The sequence below is a fragment of the Campylobacter concisus genome, from assembly GCF_003048405.1.
Lineage (GTDB): Bacteria > Campylobacterota > Campylobacteria > Campylobacterales > Campylobacteraceae > Campylobacter_A > Campylobacter_A concisus_Q.
This window is the reverse complement of sequence record NZ_PIQS01000001.1, coordinates 755,391-776,113: the sequence shown is the minus strand read 5'-3', so window position 1 is coordinate 776,113 and position 20,723 is coordinate 755,391. Positions and strand designations below refer to the sequence as shown.

Annotated in this window: 25 protein-coding genes; 9 read left to right on the top strand and 16 right to left on the bottom strand. The window is 36.4% G+C overall.

Translation table 11 applies throughout. The features are described from left to right. The first annotated feature begins 40 nt into the window (after positions 1-40). On the top strand, positions 41-3,349 hold the full coding sequence (locus CVT18_RS04120) for a DUF748 domain-containing protein (RefSeq protein WP_107824264.1): 3,309 nt from the start codon (positions 41-43) through the stop codon (positions 3,347-3,349). Here CVT18_RS04120 and CVT18_RS04115 read toward each other — a convergent pair. Beyond that, positions 3,346-3,750: a hypothetical protein gene (locus CVT18_RS04115; protein ID WP_103628306.1), complete on the bottom strand. Its 405-nt coding sequence runs from the start codon at positions 3,748-3,750 to the stop codon at positions 3,346-3,348. The two genes, CVT18_RS04120 and CVT18_RS04115, sit on opposite strands and share 4 nt — an antisense overlap. Positions 3,751-3,866: 116 nt before the next feature. On the opposite strand from CVT18_RS04115, the gene CVT18_RS04110 reads away from it, so the two are divergent. The 8 genes from CVT18_RS04110 to CVT18_RS04075 all read left to right on the top strand — a co-directional run bounded on the left by CVT18_RS04110 (position 3,867) and on the right by CVT18_RS04075 (position 9,178). Continuing rightward, the gene (locus tag CVT18_RS04110; protein WP_021090801.1) at positions 3,867-4,070 is read left to right on the top strand and encodes a tautomerase family protein; all 204 of its coding nucleotides are present in this window, start codon (positions 3,867-3,869) and stop codon (positions 4,068-4,070) included. Continuing rightward, positions 4,067-4,564, top strand: a complete 498-nt coding sequence (bcp, locus tag CVT18_RS04105) for a thioredoxin-dependent thiol peroxidase (protein ID WP_103628307.1) — start codon at positions 4,067-4,069, stop codon at positions 4,562-4,564. Before CVT18_RS04110 ends, bcp begins: the two co-directional genes overlap by 4 nt. Positions 4,565-4,573: 9 nt before the next feature. Next, positions 4,574-5,215, top strand: a complete 642-nt coding sequence (locus CVT18_RS04100; RefSeq protein WP_103628308.1) for a thiol:disulfide interchange protein DsbA/DsbL — start codon at positions 4,574-4,576, stop codon at positions 5,213-5,215. A 104-nt stretch (positions 5,216-5,319) separates the two neighbouring features. Further along, positions 5,320-6,234, top strand: coding sequence for a branched-chain amino acid transaminase (locus tag CVT18_RS04095; protein ID WP_103628309.1), 915 nt, complete (start codon positions 5,320-5,322; stop codon positions 6,232-6,234). A gap of 17 nt (positions 6,235-6,251) precedes the next feature. Further along, positions 6,252-7,370: a prohibitin family protein gene (locus CVT18_RS04090; RefSeq protein WP_087586833.1), complete on the top strand. Its 1,119-nt coding sequence runs from the start codon at positions 6,252-6,254 to the stop codon at positions 7,368-7,370. A 2-nt stretch (positions 7,371-7,372) separates the two neighbouring features. Further along, positions 7,373-8,107 carry a bifunctional phosphoribosyl-AMP cyclohydrolase/phosphoribosyl-ATP diphosphatase HisIE gene (gene hisIE, locus CVT18_RS04085; protein ID WP_103628310.1) on the top strand — a complete coding sequence of 245 codons (735 nt, stop codon included), beginning with the start codon at positions 7,373-7,375 and terminating at the stop codon, positions 8,105-8,107. Beyond that, complete coding sequence (locus CVT18_RS04080; RefSeq protein WP_087576542.1) at positions 8,097-8,627, top strand: DUF2393 family protein; 531 nt, start codon at positions 8,097-8,099, stop codon at positions 8,625-8,627. Before hisIE ends, CVT18_RS04080 begins: the two co-directional genes overlap by 11 nt. Beyond that, the gene (locus CVT18_RS04075; protein ID WP_021090969.1) at positions 8,627-9,178 is read left to right on the top strand and encodes a DUF2393 family protein; all 552 of its coding nucleotides are present in this window, start codon (positions 8,627-8,629) and stop codon (positions 9,176-9,178) included. Before CVT18_RS04080 ends, CVT18_RS04075 begins: the two co-directional genes overlap by 1 nt. 120 nt (positions 9,179-9,298) lie before the next feature. Here CVT18_RS04075 and CVT18_RS04070 read toward each other — a convergent pair whose 3' ends face one another. The 15 genes from CVT18_RS04070 to rpmE form a co-directional block, all read right to left on the bottom strand. Further along, complete coding sequence (locus CVT18_RS04070; RefSeq protein ID WP_103628311.1) at positions 9,299-9,958, bottom strand: hypothetical protein; 660 nt, start codon at positions 9,956-9,958, stop codon at positions 9,299-9,301. Further along, on the bottom strand, positions 9,955-11,292 hold the full coding sequence (gene purF, locus CVT18_RS04065; RefSeq protein WP_103628312.1) for an amidophosphoribosyltransferase: 1,338 nt from the start codon (positions 11,290-11,292) through the stop codon (positions 9,955-9,957). The genes CVT18_RS04070 and purF overlap by 4 nt, the downstream gene beginning before the upstream one ends. Positions 11,293-11,399: 107 nt before the next feature. Then, on the bottom strand, positions 11,400-11,618 hold the full coding sequence (locus tag CVT18_RS04060) for a hypothetical protein (RefSeq protein ID WP_103628313.1): 219 nt from the start codon (positions 11,616-11,618) through the stop codon (positions 11,400-11,402). Then, a complete protein-coding gene (gene dapB / locus CVT18_RS04055) occupies positions 11,611-12,381 on the bottom strand; it encodes a 4-hydroxy-tetrahydrodipicolinate reductase (RefSeq protein ID WP_103628314.1) in 771 nt (256 codons plus the stop codon). The genes CVT18_RS04060 and dapB overlap by 8 nt, the downstream gene beginning before the upstream one ends. Positions 12,382-12,527: 146 nt before the next feature. Beyond that, a complete protein-coding gene (locus CVT18_RS04050) occupies positions 12,528-13,466 on the bottom strand; it encodes an NAD(P)/FAD-dependent oxidoreductase (protein ID WP_103628315.1) in 939 nt (312 codons plus the stop codon). Positions 13,467-13,475: 9 nt separating this feature from the next. After that, complete coding sequence (locus tag CVT18_RS04045) at positions 13,476-13,922, bottom strand: hypothetical protein (RefSeq protein ID WP_103594427.1); 447 nt, start codon at positions 13,920-13,922, stop codon at positions 13,476-13,478. Continuing rightward, positions 13,922-14,236, bottom strand: a complete 315-nt coding sequence (gene trxA / locus CVT18_RS04040) for a thioredoxin (protein WP_012001054.1) — start codon at positions 14,234-14,236, stop codon at positions 13,922-13,924. The genes CVT18_RS04045 and trxA overlap by 1 nt, the downstream gene beginning before the upstream one ends. A gap of 72 nt (positions 14,237-14,308) precedes the next feature. After that, positions 14,309-14,650: a YraN family protein gene (locus CVT18_RS04035; RefSeq protein WP_103628317.1), complete on the bottom strand. Its 342-nt coding sequence runs from the start codon at positions 14,648-14,650 to the stop codon at positions 14,309-14,311. A gap of 1 nt (position 14,651) precedes the next feature. Further along, the gene (locus tag CVT18_RS04030; protein WP_103628318.1) at positions 14,652-15,914 is read right to left on the bottom strand and encodes a homoserine dehydrogenase; all 1,263 of its coding nucleotides are present in this window, start codon (positions 15,912-15,914) and stop codon (positions 14,652-14,654) included. Then, positions 15,911-17,119: an LL-diaminopimelate aminotransferase gene (locus CVT18_RS04025; protein WP_084109200.1), complete on the bottom strand. Its 1,209-nt coding sequence runs from the start codon at positions 17,117-17,119 to the stop codon at positions 15,911-15,913. Before CVT18_RS04025 ends, CVT18_RS04030 begins: the two co-directional genes overlap by 4 nt. 9 nt (positions 17,120-17,128) lie before the next feature. Then, a complete protein-coding gene (locus CVT18_RS04020) occupies positions 17,129-17,911 on the bottom strand; it encodes a hypothetical protein (protein WP_103628319.1) in 783 nt (260 codons plus the stop codon). Next, on the bottom strand, positions 17,905-18,846 hold the full coding sequence (locus tag CVT18_RS04015) for a phosphatidylglycerophosphate synthase (protein WP_103628320.1): 942 nt from the start codon (positions 18,844-18,846) through the stop codon (positions 17,905-17,907). The genes CVT18_RS04020 and CVT18_RS04015 overlap by 7 nt, the downstream gene beginning before the upstream one ends. Continuing rightward, complete coding sequence (gene rlmB / locus CVT18_RS04010; RefSeq protein ID WP_103628321.1) at positions 18,839-19,519, bottom strand: 23S rRNA (guanosine(2251)-2'-O)-methyltransferase RlmB; 681 nt, start codon at positions 19,517-19,519, stop codon at positions 18,839-18,841. The genes CVT18_RS04015 and rlmB overlap by 8 nt, the downstream gene beginning before the upstream one ends. A 111-nt stretch (positions 19,520-19,630) precedes the next feature. Beyond that, positions 19,631-20,446: a 16S rRNA (cytidine(1402)-2'-O)-methyltransferase gene (gene rsmI / locus CVT18_RS04005; protein WP_103628322.1), complete on the bottom strand. Its 816-nt coding sequence runs from the start codon at positions 20,444-20,446 to the stop codon at positions 19,631-19,633. 3 nt (positions 20,447-20,449) lie between these two features. Then, on the bottom strand, positions 20,450-20,650 hold the full coding sequence (gene rpmE, locus CVT18_RS04000; RefSeq protein ID WP_002942443.1) for a 50S ribosomal protein L31: 201 nt from the start codon (positions 20,648-20,650) through the stop codon (positions 20,450-20,452). Positions 20,651-20,723: the final 73 nt, after the last annotated feature.

Below are 20,723 nucleotides of genomic sequence, written 5' to 3'. Positions count from 1 at the left end.
ATCTCTCCCTATTTTAGATAACAACAAGGCAAATTTTACAATGAATAAAAATAAAAAAACAGCACTTATTTCAGCCATCTGCCTAGTTTCACTTTTAGTTATTTATACTCTTCTTGGATTTTTTGGAGTACCTTATGGCATTAAAAATATCGCTCCAAAATATCTAAAAGACTACAATGCAACGCTTTTTGTGGAAAGTGCTAAATTTAATCCTTTTACCTTCGAGCTAAATGCGACAAACGCTGAGCTAAACAGCACTTCGCCACTTTTTAGCACAAAGCAAATTGACGTCAAGCTAAAGCCATTTTCTATCTTTAAAAAATTAGTTGAAGTTGATATTTTTAGGCTTCAAGAGCCAAATGTCAAAATTTTAAGGGATAAAAATTCAAAATTTAACTTTAGCAATTTTATAAGCGACGATAACGCAACTACCGAAGATAACAGCACTAGCTCTATAAATTTTGCCTTAAATAACGCAAAAATCATCAAAGGCTCATTTTCATATAGCGATCAAAATTTAACAAATCCATTTAACGTAAATTTTGATGATATAAACTACGAGCTAAGCTCGCTAAATACTAAGAAAAATAGTGCAGGTAGCCATATCTTTGACTCAAACTCGACTCTAGCTCACAAGATCGATCTAAATGGCGATATCAAGCTAAATCCCTTAAAAATCGAGGGCAATATCAGCATAAAGAACTTTAGTATCGATCCAGTCGCGATTAGCTTTATCGATAATGACACACTAAATCTTAAAAATGCGGTCATAAATTTAGGAATAAATTACGCTTTAATTGCCGACGAGAACGCTACAAATATAAATTTAAAGGACAGCTTTTTAAATGTAAAATCACTAAGCATAGATGAGGGCAAAAATGAACTAAGCCTTGGTGAGCTAGAGCTTCCAAAATTTAATCTATCAAGTAAGATAGCAGACAAGATAGATGCTAAATTAGAGCTAAATACCATAAATTTAAGCTATGTGTCATTTAAAAATGCAATAACAGCAAGCTTAAAATCACTAAATTTAAACGATATTTCGCTTTTAGCAAATTTAAATGAAAAAAGTGAGCTAAACGCAACAGCTACGCTAAATAGCATAAATGCAAACGGCCTGAAAATAGACGAAACCAGTAAAAATTTAGTAAATCTAAAAGATATAAATGCCTCAAATTTAAATGCAAATTTAGCAAATAGCAAAACCACTCTAACGCTTGAAAAAATAGCGTTTGATGACATCAATGCCCCGCTTAGTAAAAATGCGAATGCAAATGTGACAGGGGCTAAATTCTCAAATATTAGCTTCACTCAAGATACTAATAAAAGCCTTGCAACTCTTGATGAGATTAGTATAAATGGTATAAATTTAAAGGCAAAAAATAAAGAGATTTTAGATATCGCTAATGTGCTTACAAAAACGATCAAATTTGATATTTTAAATATGGCTTTGAGTGCTGAGAATATCGATGTAAATAGACCAAAATTTAACTCAGAGTTAAATGATAGCGGCTTAAGCGTGATAAACCAGCTTGGACTTGGTGAGAAAGAGCCGGCAAAAACAGCTAATCATCGCACTAAAACTAAAAAAGAGAATACATCAGCTTCAAAAAGCAAAGAAAATGAGTTTAAATTTGATATAAAAAATATCAATGTAAATAATGCTAGTATCGCTTTGACGCATCTTTTTGAAGGCGAGAAAATCGCTCATAAATTTGATAATTTGTTTGTAAAAATAGCAAATTTAAGTAGCGATTTTAGTAAGCCATTTGACGCGAAAGTGGATATAAAAAGCTCGCAAAAGCTAAATTTGGACCTAACCTCAAAGATCAAACTTGAACCACTTGATATAACTGCTAAAATCAAACTTGAAGATAAAAATTTGCCAAAATATTTTGCCTACGCAAAGCCATTTTTAGAGGCAGATCTTTCAAGTGGAGAGATGAGTGCAAACGCCGAGCTTCACTATGCAAAAGATATAAAAGCAGATGCAAAACTTAGTGTAAAAGATATTAGATTAGATGATAAAAATAAAGAAGAGCTAATCGCGTTTAAAAGTTTAGAAGTGGATAAAATTTCACTTTTTAAAAATAATCTTGAAATTACTGGAGTTGCTTTAAATTCGCCGTTTATCAAGGCTCATCTAAGTAAAGAGCGCGAATTTAATCTAAGCAAAATCGTAAAAGAAGATAAAAATAAAGTTCAAAATGAGCAAAAAACCGAGAGCAAAAAGGTGGCTAGTAAAAAAGATGACGAGCTAAATTTTAGCATCAAAAATTTCTCACTTAACAACGGCGAGGTTGATTTTTCAGATGCGTCACTATTTATGCCATTTGCTACAAAAATTTCAAATCTAAATGGCAAGCTAACTGACATCGATAAAAAACGTCCAAGTTCTGGTGAGTTTAAAGGCATAGTTGGCAAAAATGGCTTTTCTCAGATTACAGCAAAATTATTTCCTTTTGAGCTAAAGCAAAATACCGATATTAAGCTTGATTTTAAAGATATCGATCTAATCGACATAACGCCATATAGCGGGCAATTTTTGGGCTATAAAATAAAAAAAGGCAAGTTAAATTTAAATCTAAATTATAGCGTTGTTGATTCAAAACTAAACGGCTCAAATCTTATAAATTTTGACACACCCACACTTGGAGAAAAGGTTGATTCAAAAGATGCTGTAAATTTGCCACTTTCGCTTGCTATATCGATATTAAGCGATCAAAATAATCAAATAAATATCGACCTACCAGTTGAAGGAAATTTAGACGATCCAGACTTTAAATATGGCGGTGTCATTTGGGCTGCTGTTAAAAAACTCTTTGCAGACATTACGTTAGCTCCGTTTAGATTTTTAGGTAATGCTCTAGGGCTTGGCAGCAAGGATCTTAGCTCTATTGATTTTCTTGCTGGAAGTAACGAGCTAATAAGCTCAGAAGCACCAAAAATAACTGATTTTATAAAGCTAACTAGTGCAAAGCCTATGATGAAACTTAGTATCACACCTACTTACTCTGAAATAGATGTGCTCTACTTTAAAGAAAAAAAGCTTGATCAAAAGATAAATCAAATAATCGCCTCAAGCGGTAAAGATTATATTACCGTATTAAATTCTCTCGTTCCAAGCGCTAAAGATAAAAGCGATAAAGCCTTAAGAGAAGAGGCAATAAAAGCTATCGAAACGGATAAGGAAAAGCTAATTGAGCTAGCAAATGAGCGTGCAAATGCAGTAAAAGAAGCACTCATAAAAGCTGGGCTTGAGGCTGGCCGCATAAATATAAACAATGCAACAAGCTCAGAGCCTAAACAAAACACCTACACAAGTGTGCTAATGGGAGTGGTGAACTAAATTTCATTTATCTCGCTGCTTCTTGCGTTGTAAACAAACCAACTAAGAAGCATGAGCATCATAAATGCGCCAAAAACTAGGCTTGCGTAAAAATATAAGCTAAAGCCTTCGCCTAGTAAATTTGCATTGTGAAGAGCGATCATAACGCCAGCAAGTGAAATTAAATATCCAATTAGCTTGATGATGAAAATTTTTGGATTTACAAGTATGAGTAAAAGCCCGCAAAGCATGACACCAATGGCTATTTGTAAATTTAAAATGTTAGCTTGAGCACTTGAGCCAAATGTCAAAAAACCAAGCAAAAATATGACTAAAACCATCAAAACAGCATAAACCGCTCTGTTTCGTCCAAAGCCGTACATAAAGCAAACAAAGCCTTTGTTATGTTTGTTGTAGTCCATTTTTCGCTCCTATGTAACAAGTTTTTGTATTTTAATGCCAAATTCTTAAATAAAGGCTTTAATCTGAAATTTCACTCATTTTGGCTAATATTTTGCATCTTAAAAAAGGAGCAAAAATGCCTTATGTTAATATTAAAATAGCAGGCCCAGAGCCGACAAAAGAGCAAAAAGATCAAGTTTTTAAAGAGGTGACTGAGACGCTTGTAAGAGTACTTGGCAAGAAAAAAGAGGCGGTGATGATTTTCATAGAAACTCACGATGCTAGCAACATCGGCGTAGGTGGCGAAAGCGTAGAAGATAAGAGAAAGGGGATAAAATGAGCGAATTTAGCAAAGCAGACATAGAAAGAAAGATAACGCTTGAAGTTGGCGACAAAGCGCCAGAGTTTGAAGCGCTAAATCAAGACGGTGTAAAGGTCGCATTAAAAGACTTTGTGGGCAAAAATGTAGTGCTTTACTTCTACCCAAAGGACAACACTCCAGGCTGCACGACTGAGGCTTGCGAATTTAGCGCAAACTACGATCAGTTTATCAAAAATGACACCATTATCATCGGCGTTAGTCCAGATAGCGTGAAGTCACATGTGGGTTTTATCGCAAAGCAAAATTTAAAGCACATCCTCTTAAGCGACGAGGATAAGGAAATTTCTAAACTCTATGGTGTTTGGCAGGTTAAGAAAAACTACGGCAAAGAGTATCTTGGCATCGTTAGAAGCACATTTGTGATCGGCAAAGACGGCAAGATAGTTAAAATTTACAAAAGCGTAAAAGCCAAAGATCACGCCGCAAAAGTGCTAGCTGATCTTGTAAAATAAGGAGCAAAAATGAAGCTTATAAAAATGCTAATTTTAAGTGCGTTTTTTGCGCTAAATTTATCAGCACTGACTGAAGGCGTGAAGTATCAAACTCTAACAAAACCGCTTAACGTACCTAAAAACTCGGTCGTTAAGGTCTTTAGCTACGACTGCCCACACTGCTATAAATTTGACCGAACGATTACAAAAAAGCTGATGTCAAAGCTTGAAGATGTGAAATTTATCCCATATCATCTAAGCACAAAAGGCAAGCTTGGTGAGACCGCGAGTAAAATTTTTGCTGCCCTTATATCGATAGATGAGGCAAATGGCACTGATCTACTAAGCGATGAGTCAAAATTTAAGCAAGCAAAATTTGCGATCTATAAAGCAAGACATGACGAGAAAGATGATTTTGATGATGGCAAAGACAAAGAGAGATTTATAAATTTAGCCCTTAAAGCAGCTCACGTGAGCAAGGACGACTACGAAAAAGCACTAAATAGCGACCGAGCAAAAGAGCTTTTAGACGCATGGTTCGCCTCTTATGATGTTGCTAGCATTAGCGGTGTGCCAGCTTTTGTAGTAAGCGGCAAATACTTAATAAATTTAAGCGCAGCTTCATCAATCGATGAGATGGCAAAGATCATACAAGAGCTTTTAGATAAGTAGTTTTGGCGGGTAATATCTGCAAATTTTGGTCTTAGAAATGTAAATTTAAAGCAATTTTAGATAAACTCAGACCAAAATTTCTAAGAAAAAAGAAAGGTTTAACAATGAATGCTTCAGAATTCATCTGGATGGATGGAAAATTAGTCAAATGGGACGATGCAAAAGTACACGTTCTAACTCACTCTTTGCACTACGCTAATGCCGTATTTGAAGGCACAAGAGCTTATAAAACAAAAAAAGGTCTAGCTATTTTTAGACTTCAAGATCACACAAAAAGACTTTTAAAATCAGCAAAAATGACTGTTTTAAATGTACCTTACACCGAGGAAGAGCTAGAAAAAGCACAAATAGAGCTTCTTCGTGCAAATAAATATAATGGCAATGTTTATATCCGCCCACTTATATTTTTAGGATACGGCGTAATGGGTGTAGCTCATACAAAAGCACCAGTGCAAACCGCTATCGCTTCATGGGAATGGGGTGCTTATCTTGGCGATGAAGGCCTAGAAAAAGGCATCAGAGTTAAAATTTCAAGCTTTGCCAAACTCGCACCTGCTGCTCAAATGAACAGGGCAAAAGCCAGCTCAAACTATTTAAGCTCACAAATGGCAAACTACGAGGCAAAAGAGGCTGGATACGACGAGGCACTACTTCTTGATAGTGAGGGCTTTGTGGCTGAAGGTCCAGGCGAGTGCTTCTTTATCGTTGAAAATGGCGTTTTAATCACTCCGCCAAACGACAACAGCCTACTTAGCATCACTCAAGATACAGTCATAAGACTTGCTCACGATCTTGACATCGAAGTAAGAAGAGAGCGCATCACAAGAGATCAGGCATACACAGCTGACGAGGCGTTTTTCACAGGCACAGCAGCTGAAGTAACACCGATAAATAGCATAGATAACCGCATAATCGGTAACGGCGCTAGAGGAGAAGTGACAAAGAGACTACAAAAAGCTTATTTTGACGTAGTTTATGGACTAAATAAAAAATATGAATCATTTTTAACATATATTTAAAATTTTAAAGGAACGAAATGCCCGCTGATTTAAACGATTATTTCAATAAAAAAAAGCCAGGTAATGACAACAGAGGCTCAGGTCAAAATAGCGACAAAGAGCCACCTTTTAAAAAGGATTTTAAAATGCCAAATCTACCAAGTGGTTTTGGTAAATTTGGAGCACTTGCCTACATTGTAATTGCAATTATTGCTATTTTTGCTATCACACAGCCATTTAAAGTGATTCACTCAGGTGAAGTTGGCATCAAGTCTACAGCAGGTAAATATGAGCCAAATCCTTTACAACCAGGCTTTCACTTCTTTTTACCTTTTATCCAAGACATCATCATCGTGGACACCAGAGTTAGGATCATAAACTATACTTCTGGCGAGGATATGGGCGAATCAATGCAAAAATCATATCAAGGCGTTGGCGCTGGAATTTTACGTAAAAATTCTATTTCAGTGCTTGATGCTAGAAATTTACCAGTTAGCATTGATATTACTGTGCAATACCGTTTAAATCCAGAAAACGCCCCTCAAACTATTGCCTCTTGGGGTCTTAGCTGGGAGAGCAAGATAGTTGATCCTGTCGTTCGTGACGTGGTTCGCAGTATCGCTGGTAAATATACAGCAGAAGAGCTTCCAACAAAGAGAAACGATCTAGCAAGACAAATCGATGATGGCATAAGAAAAGATATCGATTCTCAGCCAAATAAGCCAGTTGAGCTTTTAACAGTGCAGCTTCGTGAGATCATCTTGCCTTCAAAGGTAAAAGAGCAAATCGAGCGTGTTCAGATCGCAAAACAAGAAGCTGAAAGAACAAAATACGAAGTAGAAAGAGCAAATCAAGAAGCCTTAAAACAAGCTGCACTTGCAGAAGGTACCGCTAAAGCTGCGATCATTGAAGCAAAAGGTAAGGCTGATGCCATTAAAATCGAGGCTGACGCAACTGCGTATGCGAACAAAGAGGTTGCAAAAAGTGTCGATCAAAATCTACTAAATTTAAAGCAGATCGAGACGCAAAATAAATTTAACGAGGCTCTAAAAGAAAACAAAGATGCTAAAATTTTCTTAACACCTGGTGGAGCTGTGCCAAATATCTGGCTAGACGCAAAAGATAAAGCAAGAGCTAGCTCAGTAAGCGAGAAATAAAAATGAATAGCGTAATAAAAAGTATAGACTGGCAAAAAGTTGGTGGATTGCTTCCAGTAGTAGTTTGCGATCATGCCACAAATGAAGTTTTAATGCTTGCTTACATGAACGAAGAAGCATTAAATTTAAGTCTATCTAGCCGTTACGCTCACTATTTTTCACGCACTAAAAATAGAATTTGGAAAAAAGGCGAAGAAAGTGGCAACACTCAGGAGATAAAGGCTGCTTTTTTAGACTGCGACAACGATACTTTGCTTTTAAAGGTGATTCAAAACGGAGGCGCTTCTTGTCACACTGGAGCAAGGTCGTGCTTTTTTAATGAGATAAATTTGCATGACGGCAAAATTTTAGATACAAAAGTTGAAGTCAAAAAAATAAATTATGGTGTGCTTGATGAGCTTTACCATGTGATAGAAGATAGAAAGCTAAATGCTAACCCTGAAACTTCATATGTGGCAAGTCTTTTTAAAAAAGGCAAAAATCAAATTTTAAAGAAAGTTGGCGAAGAGGCTGGCGAATTTATAATGGCCGCAAAAGATCTTAGCTTTGCAGAAAACTCAAAGCAAGATGAGCAAAAAGCAAAAGATGATCTGATCTACGAAGCAGCCGATCTTTGCTTTCATGCACTTGTAGCACTTTCAGCCCATAATATCCATCCAGATGCTATAAAAAATGAACTTGCAAGGCGTTTTGGTATGAGCGGCATTGAAGAGAAAAGATCGCGAGATGTTAAATAGCATTAAGCACAACTTGCTTTTTGTATTGCAAAATGCAAAGCTCATTGATTTTCTAACCTATGGCTGGATATTTTTAGCATTTATACTAATTGTGCTTTTAGGAATTTTTATCGCGATAAAGTCGTGGTGGCAGATAGGATTTTTATTTATTTTGGCTGCTTTTTTCGGACTTTTTGTAGGTAATTACTACGCAAACAAATATATAAATGAAAATTTAAGACCAGTTAGCATAAGCAAAATAACCACCAAGCAGCTTCAATATGTTGATGCATTAATGGTTGATTTTAATATTACAAATAATTCAAATAATGCACTTAGTATCTGTAAAATCGAGCTTGACTTCTATCTAAGCTCAAGGCAAAATACGAAAGATTTTTTTAACTCGCTTAATCCATTTGCTAGAAAAAGAATCATCTTAAACGAGGAATTTTTGCCAAAGCAAAGCATTGAAGTTAAAGAATTTGTCAATGATTTCGCATTTATAGACTACAATATCTCTAAAAAAGTGGAGTGTTTTTGATGAGCTCAGCATATTTTACGATCGTTCATATTATCGTTCTTTTTGCGATCGCTCTGCTTTCTATTTTATTTCTTGTTCTCTCGCTTAGAGCTGAGCGAAAATTATTTTTATCACTATTTTTTACAAACATTCTAGTCTCAACCACACTTGCTGTTTTTTTGATGCTAGTGCTTGACAAATATACAAAAAAAGGCATGCTCGAAAATGTAAAAAGTGAGCGAATTTTGCGAAACGAGAGTATTGTTTTTAAGGGGCAAGTGAGAAACATCGGTAAATTTACAATTAGCAACTGCACACTGACAGTTAAACTAATCAATCAACCGCTAAATAAAAATGACCTTGGCGGTGAAGCATTTTTTAAGCCAAGTGGGCTTTCATTTTTCTCATGGGTTCTTGGCACAGATAAGGACGAGAGGCCAAATACAGTTGAATATAAATTTGATGTAGCCAAAAATTTACCAAAGCAAAAAAGCACACCATTTACCGTATATATGCCATATCCACCTTACTTTAAAAACGGTATGAATATCACAAAACTAAATTGCTACTAAGTCAAATTTAAAGCAAATTTTCACAAATTTCATAGGATAAAATGCTAAGTCTTAGTTTGATTTTATATTAATTTTTTCTTTTTAGTATCTGCAATGAACACTAATTTTTAAGATAAAGATTTAAAAAGTACAAAGTATATCAAGTAGCCTTCCCAATTTTTGTAGGTCATTTAAGAAAAGTTGCTTTGTCTTTTGCGTAAATTCTTTTGCTTCTTTTAGGGTTTTAGCCTCAGCTATATTATAAACAAACTCTTTTTTTAGGATCTTTGCACCTTTTTTATAAAAGAAATTTGCCTCTATTAAGCTTGTAAAAAAACTATCATCTCTTAAATAGTAGTTTGTTGCTACATTTACATGCACTGACTTTTGTAACAAAAAATCGCCACAAACACTATTTTGTGAGCTAAATTTAACGCTCTCAATCACATCAGGCCTTATCTCATAAAATTTTATCTCATTAGCTTTTTTTAAAGCCAGAATATCACTTGATTTATTTAAATTTATAGAGCTATTATTTACTTCAAGTACGTTTATAGTGCCTTTTGCAAGCGAATAAGCATTTAAAATTTTATCTTCTGCTAAAAAATTGACTACACCAAAAAATGGCACACTAGCATTTTGTTCTATAAAATTTTGAACGGTTTTTATTTGCAGCTGCTGTTTTGTGCCATTTATCTCATAGTAGCTTACGTAAATAGAAACGTCTTTTTTGCTTGGATTCTTTTGTGAGCAACCACTAAAAAATAGTACAACAAGCAAAAAAATGGCTAAATTTTTCACTTTATGAAATAGTCACCATCAAAGCTTACAAGCGAATATCTTCGCTCATTACCGATACTTTCTTTAAGTTCGTCTATACTTAAAAATTCTAAGCTATCTGCACCGATATATTCTCTTACTTCCTCTGCATTTTTTTTAGAGCTTATCAACTCTTCAAAGCTTGGCGTATCGATACCGTATCGCTCAGGGTATTTAAGCTCAGGGCATGCGACTCTAAAATGAATCTCTTTAGCGCCCGCATGTCTTAAAAGATCAACCACCTTTTTTGAAGTAGTACCGCGAACGATACTATCATCTATAACAACGATACTTTTACCTTTTAGAACCGACGACATCGGGTTAAGTTTTAGCTTGACTTTTAAATTTCTCATCTCTTGGCTTGGCTCGATGAAGGTTCTACCCACATAGTGGTTTCTGGTGATAGCTAGCTCAAAAGGGATCTTGCTCTCGTTTGCATATCCGAGCGCTGCTGGCACACCGCTATCTGGTACAGGTACGACGAAATCTGCTTTAATTTTGCCCTTCTTAGCTAGTACTTCACCCATTTTTTTTCTAACTTCATAGACACTTTTACCTTCTATCACGCTATCTGGACGTGCAAAATAGATATATTCAAATGCACAAATTCTAGGATCTGGATCATAAATTTGAATACTTTGAAACTCACTTTTTCCATGTTCAAAGACTATCATCTCACCAGGCCTAATATCTCTTATAAAGCTAGCCCCCACAAGATCAAAAGCACAAGTCTCGCTAGCTACGATATATCCACCATCTTTTAGCCTGCCAAGACTTAGTGGCCTAACACCCCATCGATCTCTTATAGCAAAGGTTTTATGGCGTGACTGGATAAGCAGACAATAAGCACCTTTTATCTTGTCAAGTGCTGCAATAATACGATCCTGCAAGTGTTCGCTATGGTTTCTTGCGATTAGATGGATGATATTTTCAGTATCCATATTTGTCTGAAATATCGCACCATCTTTAATAAGCTCATCTCTAACCTCATCTTTATTTACCAAATTTCCATTATGGACGATTGAAATTTGTCCCAAAGAGTAATTAGCGGCTATTGGCTGGGCATCACGACCCGAGTTTTTACCAGCCGTTGCATAGCGGTTGTGACCGATCGCCATATCGCCTTTTAGCGATCTTAAAATTTCTTCATTAAAAACCTCTGTAACCAGACCATTACCCTTGTGAGTAGAAATTTCTCCGTCATCACAAACACTAATACCGCTAGCCTCTTGACCGCGATGCTGCATAGAAAATAACGCATAATAGGCAGTCTTTGCTGCATCTTTAGAATTTATAATACCAACTATTGCACACATTTTTTTCCTTTAGTTTTCATCATCTTTGTAAATTTCAAGAACATTTTTATAGTTAAACTTGATCTCATCGCCAGCATTTAAATAGCCTTTTATAAATGGTTCATTGTCTAAAATACCGGTATACCGGTAAATTCGCCGTTATTTGTTTCGCTAACGACCACCCACATGCGCTCAACCTGAGCAATTTCATCATCTTCAAATCTAAATATAAGCTTTACTATATCGCCGGTTCTTAAATTTTGACGCTTTTCACGCTCTGGCAAGTAGAATTTATCACCAAATTCTAGCTTATAGCTTTCTATATCATCAAGCTCAAATTTAATCATCAAGCCCTAAACTATCGTCTATCGAGTAAAGGCCACTATTTTGATCTTTTAGCCAAATGGCAGCCCTGATCGCACCTTTTGAAAAGGTTGCCCTACTCGTTGCGGTGTGATTTAGCTCAATAAATTCGCCGTCATTATAAAAGCCAACCGTATGGCGACCGACTACATCGCCACCACGAAGCGCCACGACTGCGATCTCGTCCTTGCTTCTTTCGCCCACCATGCCAGCTCTACCAGTGACTAAAACATCTTTTAAATTTAAATCTCTTGCCTCAGCTACACTTCCTGCAAGTGTCATCGCAGTGCCACTTGGAGCATCTTTTTTATGCCTGTGGTGTTGCTCTACTATCTCTATGTCAAATTCTCTTAATGTTTTTGAAGCGATCCTTGCAAGGCGGTTTAGTACAGCTACGCCCAAACTCATATTTGTTGCGTAAAGAATAGGCATAGCTCCAGATGCTAAATGGAGTAAGTTTTTATCTTCGTCATTTAACCCGGTCGTACCGATAACTAGTGGTTTTGGATTAGTTCTAGCGTAGTTTAGCAGTGCTACTGTAGCCTCTTTTTGGCTAAAGTCGATTATCACATCGCATGCTTCAAAAAATTTAGCAAAGTCATTTGTCAAAAGTTCGTTACTTAAATTTTCAACCTGATTTTTTTGGCTAAAAGCAATGCTTAGAGTGGCATCTTTTTCATCTTTTAAACAAGAAATGATACTTTGAGCCATCTTTCCACTAGCACCATAAAGGCCTATTTTTACCAAAATTTATCCTTTGATTTTTGGTTGAAATTTAACATAAAATTTATTATAGATAGATTACAAACAGGCTTTAAAAATGCGTATAAAATCAAAATTTTAATAGAAAAAAGAAGAAAAATTTAGCCAAAAAATTTGGCTAAATTTTAGTATTAATGCAAGCTTTCTATGTAACTCATAGCACTAAGTGCAGCCACTGCGCCGTCACCTGCTGCTACAATGACTTGCTTTGGAGCGTCTTCTCTGATATCACCTGCTACAAAGAGTCCATTTAGGCTAGTTTGCATCTTAAGGTTTGTCTTAACCTGTCCACCATCAACCATCTCGCAGATAAATTTGCCATTTTCATCTTTTAAAATTTCGTTATTTACATTTAGTCCAACGAAAGTAAAAATTCCCGGCACATCAAGCACACGCTCGCCATTTTTGGTATCAAGCACGATCTTTGTGAGACCCATTTTATCGCCAAGTGCCTCTTTTATCGTCGCACTTGTTATGAACTCGATCTTTTCATTTTTTCTAGCTTTTTCAACCGTAGTTGGCGCCGCTCTAAATTCGTCACGTCTATGGATCAGATAGACTTTTGAGCAGATATTTGCTAGATAAAGTGCCTCTTCAACGGCTGTGTCGCCACCACCAAGAACAGCCACTTCTTTATTTTTGTAAAAAAAGCCATCGCATGTTGCGCATGTGCTAATACCTTTGCCAAAGAATTCATCCTCACCTTTAAAGCCAGCACGTCTTGGAGTAGATCCTGTAGCTACGATAACTGCCTTTGCCTGCTCACTCTTGCCGCCTTCAAGTAAAATTTCAAAGCTACCGTCACTATTTTTTCTAACACCAATGACATTTGCCCACTTGTGAACTAACCCAAATGCGCTGCACTGTTTCCACCAAGTGCTCATAAAGTCAAAGCCACTTTCGCCAGGGGCTTTTTGACCTGGGTAGTTTTCTATCTCTGAGCTAGAGGTGATCTGACCGCCAGGCTCGCCTTTTTCAAACATTACAACATTTTTTAGTCCGCCTCTAGTGGCGTAAAGTCCGGCGCTTAGTCCTGCTGGACCGCCTCCGATGATCGCTAAATCAAGCATAAATTTCCTTTATTCTAAAACATTTATGGGCGAATTTTGTTTATAAATTTCACCCCTTTGATGAACTATCTCAACACTACTTGGAAGCTTTGTGATGCTCAAATTTCGCATCAGCTCCAAGACTGTATTTATATCTGAGCTTATGTATTTTAGTGTCGAGTTTGACTCATATCTTTTTTGAAAGATATCGATTGCCACGACTGTTTCATTTTTGGTTGGTAAAATTTCGTCTAATTTTGATTGATTTGAACTGAAGATTAAAAGCGTGTATTTTGGCTCTTTTGGAGTGAAAATTTCGCTTTTTTCGTAGAAAACTAGCTTCGCAAAATCAACAAATTTATATTGTGAAAAACGATAGTTGCTATACGCAAATGCAGCCGCTATCATAGCTGCACCAAAAAATGAACCAAATATATATGTAAGAGGAAGTAGGCTTCCTCTTCTTTTTTCGCTCATTAAAGAAGCGAATTTAGTTTATCAGTTAAGGCTTGTTTTGACTGAGCACCGACCATTTGCTCAACTAGCTCGCCATTTTTGAAAAATAGTAATGTTGGGATAGATCTGATGCCAAACTCAACTGCAAGATCTTGCACTTCATCAGTGTTTACCTTGCAAATTTTTGCTTTGCCATCAAAGTCTTCAGCAAGCTCTTCGATCACTGGAGCTAGCATACGGCAAGGTCCGCACCATGGAGCCCAAAAGTCTACTAAAGCAACGCCTTCTTTTGTAACATCAAAATTTTCTTTTGTAAGTTCGATGTATTTTCCCATTTTTTCTCCTTATTTTTAAAATGTGGCAATTATACAAATTAAATTTAAATTTTATCTAAATAATAAATTTTATTATAAACTAATATTTTCTATCAGTTCTAAATCTTCATTTTTTATGACGAGTAAATCGACTTGAAAATCTCTATTTGGCTCATTTTTCATCATATAAAAATTTATAGTTTTTAAAATTTTCATATATTTTGCCTTGTTTAGCCTATACTCTACTTCGTATCCTCCGCTAGTTGCTTTTACCTCTATAAAGTGTAAAATTTTATCGCTACTTAGCGCGATGATGTCGATCTCACCAAATTTAGAGTGAAAATTTCTCTCTAAAATGACAAAACCAAGCTTTTGTAAAAATTTACACGCCCTATCTTCTGAGCTTTTGCCAAAGAGATACTCTTTTAACCCCAAGCTACTCCTCGATCCTCATCATAAATGGCTCTTCTTTTATATACTCTTGCTCTTTTAAAATTTCAATTGTCCTTCTTACATCAGCCTCAAGACTCGTATGTGTCGTAAAGAACAATACCGCAAATTCGCTCTCATCTTTTGGTTTTTGAAGTATGCTATCGATCGATAAGTTATTTTCGCTCATTAAATTTGTGATCTTTGCTAGCACACCCATTTTATCTTCGACTTTTAATCTAAAGTAATACTTTGTCTTTATCCTATCGCGGTCAAGTAGCTCAAGCGTATTTAATTCAAACGGCGCTTTATATCCAAGCATCGGCGATTTGCTATCTCTTGCGATGTCGATAAGATCGCTGATCACCGCGCTTGCCGTTGCATCGCCGCCAGCTCCAGGTCCATAGTACATCGTCTCGCCAACGACCTCGCCAACGACACTGATCGCATTTGTCACACCGCTTGCCTTTGCTATCATTTTATTTTGCGGTACAAGCGCTGGATGTACGCGTAGCTCGATTTTACCCTCGCTTTTTTTGGCAATTGCTAGAAGTTTTATAGAGTATTCGAAATCTTTTGCGAAAAATATATCTTCAGGTGTAATATTTTGAATACCTTCGATCAAAATATCCTCTGGATCGCCATGCACACCGTATGCGATACTTGCAAGGATTAGCAGCTTGTGAGCTGTGTCAAACCCACCCACGTCAAATGTTGGATCAGCCTCAGCGTATCCAAGCTCTTGCGCCTTTTTAAGCGCGTCTTTAAAATTTGAACCCTCATCCATCATCGAGGTTAGGATAAAGTTACTAGTTCCGTTGAGTATGCCATTTATACTAACGATATGGTTTGCGCTTAAGCCTTCTCTTAAGGCCCTAATGATCGGTATCCCACCGGCCACACTTGCTTCAAAGCCAAATGGTATATTTTTGGCTAAATTTTGCAAAGCATATCTGTGATAGGCAAGAAGTGCTTTGTTTGCGGTCACAACTGCTTTTTTTCGCTTTAAAATTTCACTCACAACCCTAAAAGGCTCTTCCACACCACCCATAAGTTCGACAAAAACATCGATATCATCGCGGTTTATAACGCTATTTATATCGTCAGTCAAAGGGATGCCAGCATTTCTTTTTTTATTTAAATTTCTGACCACTCCAATGACTGGTACGATCTCTTCGCCACTTCTTGCTGCGATTAGCTTTTTGTTTTTTAGTAAAATTTTTGCAACTGCCTCGCCAACGGTTCCAACGCCTAATATCGCTACATTCATTCAAATTCTTTCAAATATTTTTTTATATTTCTTGCTGCTTGTCTTATTCTATTTTCGTTTTCGATAAGAGCTAGACGTACATAGTCGTTTCCGCCCTCGCCAAAACCAATACCCGGACTAACTGCGACTGATGCCTTTGTAAGAAGCTGCTTTGAAAACTCAAGGCTGCCCAGATGACTAACTTTTGGTGGTAATTTCGCCCAGATAAACATACTAGAGCTTGGTTTTTTAAGCTCCCAACCAGCCTGAGCAAAGGCCTCTATCATCACATCTCTTCTTTTTTCATAAATTTGGCGTATCTCTTCAACGCAGCTTTGATCGCCGTCAAGTGCGACTGTAGCAGCCACCTGTATCGGCGTAAACATGCCGTAATCAACCCATGATTTTATCTTTTTAAGTGCTGCGCAAAGTCTTTTATTTCCACACATAAAGCCAACTCTCCAGCCAGCCATGTTATAGCTTTTTGAAAGTGTATAGCACTCGACTGCGACATCTTTTGCGCCATCTACTTCAAAGATACTTGGCGTTTTGTAGCCATCAAATGTAAGATCAGCGTAGGCGATGTCAGATATGACGTAAAATCTCTCTTGTTTTGCGATGCTTACAAGGCGCTCGTAAAAGCTCTTTTGCACTGTTACGGTCGTTGGATTGTGCGGGAAATTTACGACTACGTATTTTGGTTTTGGCGAGCTTGCGTGTATCGTCTGGATTAAATTTTCAAAAAATTTATTCTCATCTAGCTCAAATTTATCATTGTAGTGAAGTGGCATCTTTGCGACACTTCCACCAGCAAATAAAAACGCTTGCGTGTGTATCGGATAGGCAGGATCAGGCACGATAGCAACATCGCCTGGGTTTATCACGGCTTGAGCTAAGTGAACAAAACCCTCTTTGCTACCCATCGTGGCGACTGCTTCAGTGTCTGGGTCTAAATTTACGCCGTATTTTCTTTTATACCAGTTGCAAATGGCAAGGCGAAGCTTGTAAATTCCAGCACTGGCTGAGTAGCCGTGAGTCTTGTCCTTTTGCGCGCTTTCGCATAGTTTATCGACGATGTGCTGTGGTGTTCTGCCCTCAGGATTACCCATAGAAAAGTCGATGATGTCCTCGCCAGCTCTTCGTGCAGCCATTTTTATTGCATTTACTTCAGCAAAAACGTAGTTTGGCAAACGCTCAATTGTATTAAATCTTATCTCATCAAACACTGCTTACTCCTATTTTATAAGCTTGATAATTATCTCATTTTTTATATTATTTATATCAACATTATCGCTAATTAATGCGTATTTTGCGCCTATTGCTAAATTTATAGAAATGGCGGTTTTTGCTTGCTCCTCTTTTATAGAGTCAATCTGATTTAAATTTTTATCATAAATTCTAACAAGTGGCATCCATCTATTTGACTCTTTTGACACGATATCTAGACTACTTGCACCCTCAACATCAACAAAATAAGTACCACCGCTTTTTAAAAGTGGCGTCTCTTCATCAAAATTTACCTTTGTAGCCTTAAGAATCATATTCTGAGCATCTAAAAATATCTCTAAATTCCCATCAACTCTATCAAATCCTAAAATTTTAAAACCGCTTTGACTAAGTGCTAAGCTTAATAAGCTTGGATCTATTCCACCATTTTTTATGGCCGAAATTCCATAAGAAATTTTATCTCCATTTTTTAGAGAATTTATCCTTGAAATACTTATGTTGGCATCATCCAGAGTTGAATTTATTGATTTTACAAATAATGCAGAAGGAACCTTTTGCTCGCTTATAAATTTTAAATTCAAACTATTTGAACTAAATGAAATGCTATCGTAACTTGAGTTTTGTTTTAATCTTGATACTAGCTCATTGACATTGAGTGAGCCATTTTGGTCTAAATTTTCTAAAGAGATTTGCACATTTTCAACATTGCTTAAAGCACTTGCACTAGTTTGTAAGCTAAAAGCATAGGCAAATACACTAAAAGCGGTAAAAATCGCTATTTTTCTTACCAAGATTTGCCCTTGTTAAGTTCTACAAACTCATCATAGCTCACAAATTTCATCTCTCCATTTTCTACTAAAAATCTAGCTGGACGGCTTGGATTATATTTTGTCACCTTATCGCCGATCTTTAGCTCAATGTTGCCATTTCCACAAACTACGAGCTGTCTTTGGTCTAAATTTATATTTATGCTTTTACTTGTGTCGTTTGATACTTTTTGACCATTTTCAAGGTTAATGATACCTATCCAGACGCGTTGTTTTGGTGTAATGACCGCCTCATTTAGTGGCTTTGTAATATTTTGCTCTATCTTAGGAGCTGGCTGAGCTGCCATGCTTGGCTTCACAGCATTTTGCTCCATGTTTGCAGGACTTGTTGTCACATTTTGCTCAACTGGAGCTGAAATTTTTACGCTTGATATGTTTGCTTCTATTTTAGGGCTATTTTGAGAGATGGTGATATTTGTATCGATGATATTTTTCTTCACCTCATTTACTATGCTTGACTGCGAATAGTTCACGCTTTTATTCTCATCATTTAAAAACGATAAAAAATTCTCGATATATTTGTAAGCATCAAAATGATATGCCCCACCAGCGATAATAGCTAAAATGATAAGCCAAAATAAAAATCCAACGCCGCCAGTACCGCTTTGTTTTTGTATGGTAATATCTTTTGGAGTGTAAGATGAAATTTTTGGAGTAACTTTAGTTTTGTGACTCTCATCTGGAGTGTTTTCTTGCATAAAGGCATCGTATTCAGCGAGCAATTCGCTCAAATCAACATCATATTCACGTTGTAAAATTTTGGCATAGCCTCTAATGTTTAAACGTGATAATTTTTCAAAATTTTTATCAAAAATATATTGTAAAAATGTAGGCTCAATATGCGTTTTACGTGAAATTTCCTTTATACCTATCTCTTTTAAATTCTCTAATTCATTCATCTATCATCCTGTCACAAATTATTGCAAAAGCTGCACTTACATTTAAGGAGTCCCAGCCCTCTTTTAACTTTATACCGATACACTCATCGCACTTTGCCAGAGCCTTTTGCGGTATACCTTCGCCCTCTGAGCCCATCACCAAAGCTCTCTTACCAGCAAACTTCATCTCTTTTACGTTTTTGCCATTACTTGCTGTTGCATAAATTTTAAAACCAAATTGCTTTAGTTCATTTAACAAACTAAGTCCGTCTTCAAAAATCGCTATTGGTATCTCATAAGCAGCACCACTACTTGATCTTAAAACGCCTTGCATATTTATACTTTTTGCCACTATCACAAGACCTTCGCAGCCTAAAGCATAGGCACTTCTAGCGATAGCACCGATATTGCCAACGTCGCTTATGCCGTAAAGAATGGCGATAAAATTTAGCTTTTTAAGCTCAGCAATGTCTGAAAATTCAAACTCACTAACATTCGCTAAAAAACCTTGATGGTTTCCACCGCGAGCTAAAGACTGCGCTTTTTGATTATCCACGCGAATAATTTTTTTGCCTATGCCACAAATTTTAGAGAAGAGTTTTTTGTCACACTCTTTTGAGAGATATATCTCTTCTAATATCTGTGGTCGCTTGTTCAAAATATGTAAAAATAGTTGTTTTCCGTATATTATCATGGTAACTTATGGTAGCTAAAGTCAATTAAAATTTAACTTATTTTTGTATGTAACTAGAGTAAATTTTGCACTTTCGTTTTAGTGTCACTTAGTAGTTTTGTAGCCTATAATTTAAGCTTTTATAAGCTCATCATATATCTTTTTTACATCTTCTCCAGTTATTTTGTTAAGTAATTTTGCTTTTACTTTTGGGGCAAGATCAAGCGAAAGTATCTCATCTTTTGTGATATTTTGAGTGGCTGTTTTGTCACTTTTTGAGATGACGATTGCCCACTCTCCACTTAAATTTACCTTTTCTAAAATTTGAGCTAAATTTTGAGCCTTTTCTTTAAATTTAGTCTCAAATTTTTTTGTGGCCTCTTTTATGGTAAAAATTTCTCTCTCAGGTTCTAGATTTGCGATACTTTGTACTAAGCCTAGTATGCGTTTTGGGCTTTCGTAAATAACGGCTGGATAAGCTAAATTTAGAGCATTTTGGATAGCCAAAGACCTATCTCTACCAGTATTTGGCAAAAAGCCTAAAAAGACAAATTCCTTATCACAAAGTCCACTTGCGACCACACTTAAAAGTGCGGCATTTGCTCCACTTAAAATTTCATATTCGATGTTATTTTTTTGAGCGTATCTTACTAGACTTACTCCAGGATCGCTGATGCCTGGCATGCCAGCATCGCTCATGTAGGCTACATTTTTACTAAAAAAATCATCACTTAAATTTGTGAAAAAGTCATCTTCGTTATGAGTGTGAAGTGGGATAAATTTTGAAATATTTATACTTGCGTCAAAGCGTTCATTTAGCAAGTTTATAAGACTTTTGCAAACTCTTGTATCTTCGCAAATAGCTATCTCGCATTCACGCAAAATTCTAATCGCACGAAGCGAGATATCTTCTAAATTTCCTATTGGAGTAGGAATAAAGTAGAGCAAGGCTTATTTTTGAGCGTATTTTTTCTTAAATTTCTCAACACGGCCAGCACTGTCAACTATCTTTTCGCTGCCTGTGAAAAATGGGTGGCACTTGTCGCAAATGTCAATTCTGATCTCGCTTTTGTTTGACTTTGTTTTAAAAGTGTTTCCGCAAGCACAAGTTACAGTGCAATCTACGTATTCTGGATGGATATCTTTTTTCATCATTTTTCCTTTATTATTTTTGGGCTAATTATCTACATTAAAAGTTGCTGATTATATAAAAAGAAATCTAAAA